This is a genomic window from Microbacterium sp. UBA3394 (assembly GCF_002358725.1).
Taxonomy (GTDB): Bacteria; Actinomycetota; Actinomycetes; order Actinomycetales; family Microbacteriaceae; genus Microbacterium; species Microbacterium luteum.
On sequence record NZ_DEPK01000011.1, the window covers coordinates 1 to 2,540 of the forward strand.

Below are 2,540 nucleotides of genomic sequence, written 5' to 3' on the forward strand. Positions count from 1 at the left end.
CGCGCGGAACGCAGGTGGTCGTCGGCACGTGTCCCGATCTCGGTGCCCTCCGTCCGGTGCCGCAGCCGCTTCGTTCGCTCGGATCGCGCATGTCGCGCCAGCTCGCACTCGCGCAGGCGGACGCGGCCGTCGCCGCCGGCGCGTATGCGGTCTCGCTCCGGCATGCCGTCGGCCCGTTCTTCATCTCGCAACCCGATGAGATGTTCAGCCTTGATCGCTTCCACCCGAGCGCGCTCGGCTACCGCCGCACAGCCGAGGCGCTGCTGCCCGCCGTCGCCGGCTCCCTCGGGTTCGGTCGCACCAGCGCCGCAACACGCCACCCCCGCGGCGACGCTTCCTGACGGGATCCGCCGCCCCGGCGCGCCGCCGCGTGCCGGCGCCCGTTCCACCTCGCGTATGGCCCTAACTCAGGCTGGACGCGCCGGGGACGGGGCGACACGCCGACGGGACGCGTCTCGCACCTCGCGCAGCCTGAGTTCGTGCACGGACGTCGCCGCGACCGTCACGAAGGCCTTCCGCCGCGCCCCTGGCGTGCCGCACCGGACGCCCGTTCCATTCCCGCTCGGCCCTAACTCAGGCTGGACGTGCCCGGGGAAGGAGCGACACGCCGACAAGACGCGTCCCGCGCCTCGCACAGCCTGAATTCCTGCATCGACGTGACCGTGACTGTGACCGTGGCCGTCACGAAGGGCCCCGCCGCCCTGGCGTGCCGCCGCGTGCCGGCGTCCGACGCCCGTTCCGCCTCGCGTATGGCCCCAACTCAGGCTGGAAGCGCGGAGGAGGGGCGACATGCCGAGAGGACCCGTCGTGAGCCCCGTACAGCCTGAGTTAGTGCACGGGCGTGGCAAGGACGCTGGACGTGGACGTGGACGTGGCCGAGACCGCGACCGCGACCGTGGCGGTAGCCGCGACGAAGGGCTCTCCAGATCGCCGGTCAGGGTTTCTGATTTGTTATAGTGAAAGTATAATAGCGGTGTGCTGATTCGGATCGACCCATCACGCGACGCGGCCCTGTGGGAACAGGTCGCCGCCTCGGTGCGCACCGCGATCGCCGCCGGGAAGATCCGCTCGGGGGAGAGGCTTCCCTCCGCGCGTGAGGTCGCCGGCTCGCTCGACCTCAACCTGCACACGGTGCTGCGTGCCTACCAGGAGCTGCGCGACGAGGGCCTCGTGGACATGAGGCGGGGCCGCGGTGCGGTCGTCACCGAGGCCGCCGACGGATTGCGCCGGCTCCGCGACGACGTGGTCGCCCTCGCCTCTCGTGCGCGGAGCCTCGGGCTCGCGCCGGGCGTGCTCGCCTCGCTGCTGGCCGATGTGGATCCAGAGGAGGACCCGTCATGACCGTCTCCCCTCCCGAGAACGATCGGAAACGACTCACCCGGGCGCGCCGCGCGTTCGTGTGGTTCGGCATCGTCCTGCCGCTGGCGATGACCGTCGCGGCGGTGGCGATCCAGCTGTGGCTGGCGCCTCGTGTTCCCGACCCCGTCGCGGTCCATTGGGCGGTGTCGGGCGCCCCCGACGGCTACGCGGCGCCGTGGACCGTTCCGGCCCTCAGTGCCGGACTGGGTACAGGGATGACGCTCGTGCTGTCGGCGTTCGCCCTCCTCGGTTCACGCGAGGGGGAGTGGGGAGCCACGATGCGGTTCCTCGGCTCGCTCGCTCCCGCCGTCGTGGGTGCCGTGCTGGTCGTGATCACCGGAACGTATGCGGCGCAGGTCGATCTGCCGGCGGCCACGCAGTCGGCCGGGATCCTCGGGCCACTCGTCTGGGGCGGCGCCACGGGGATCGTCGTCGGAGTCGTGGCCTGGGTTTCGCAGCCGCGCCTGACGGTGAGCGGCGGAACCGTCCGCCCGGCGACACCGGTCCTCCTGGGGCCGGGCGAGCGCGCCGTCTGGGTGCGCACCGCATCTCTCGCGAGTGGCGGGATGGCGGTGCTCGTCGGTGCGGCGGTACTCCTCTTCGCACTCGCCGCGCTCGACATCGCCACCGCGGGAAGCGCCTGGCCGATCCTGCTGATCGTGGCGGTCGTCGTGACAGCGGCCATCCTCGCCACCATGCTGTTCCGCGTCCGCGTCGACCACGACGGACTGAGCGTGACCAGCCTGCTGGGCGTGCCGAGGTTCCGGGTGTCACTCGATCAGGTCGTCGACGTGAAGGTGGTCACGATCAATCCGATGGCGGACTTCGGCGGATGGGGACTGCGGAAGGCACTGGATGGACGCACCGGCGTGGTCCTGCGCCGTAGCGAGGCCCTCGAGGTCGAGCGCGCGAGGGGCGGAGCCTTCGTCGTCACCGTCGACGATGCATCGACGGCCGCCGGTCTCCTCCTGGCCCTGCGCGAGCGCGGCGAGCGCGGCGAAGGCGGCGACCACGGAGGCACTGCATGATGCCCCGGGTCCGGGTCGTGCCGGTCGCGGTCTTCCTCGCCCTCTCGTTCGGCCTCGCCTGGCTCGTCGCACTGCCGCTGTGGCTCGACCCGGCGGGGCTCGCGGCACCGGCTGCGCCGTTTCTCCTGCCGGTGATGATGTTCACGCCGACGG

The 2,540-nt window shown here is 71.9% G+C and carries 2 protein-coding genes and 1 pseudogene; all 3 read left to right on the plus strand.

The annotated features are described in order from the left end of the window. Positions 1-341, plus strand: a pseudogene (locus B4E30_RS00485) (SGNH/GDSL hydrolase family protein); the annotation flags it as partial. 634 nt (positions 342-975) lie between these two features. Further along, a complete protein-coding gene (locus tag B4E30_RS00490) occupies positions 976-1,341 on the plus strand; it encodes a GntR family transcriptional regulator (protein WP_286793031.1) in 366 nt (121 codons plus the stop codon). Continuing rightward, positions 1,338-2,387 carry a DUF1648 domain-containing protein gene (locus tag B4E30_RS00495; RefSeq protein WP_286793032.1) on the plus strand — a complete coding sequence of 350 codons (1,050 nt, stop codon included), beginning with the start codon at positions 1,338-1,340 and terminating at the stop codon, positions 2,385-2,387. The genes B4E30_RS00490 and B4E30_RS00495 overlap by 4 nt, the downstream gene beginning before the upstream one ends. Positions 2,388-2,540 lie beyond the last annotated feature (153 nt).

Excerpts from the sequence above, each read along its gene's own strand:
- B4E30_RS00495 (WP_286793032.1), top strand. The coding sequence starts at position 1,338 with ATGACCGTCTCCCCTCCCGAGAACGATCGGAAACGACTCACCCGGGCG.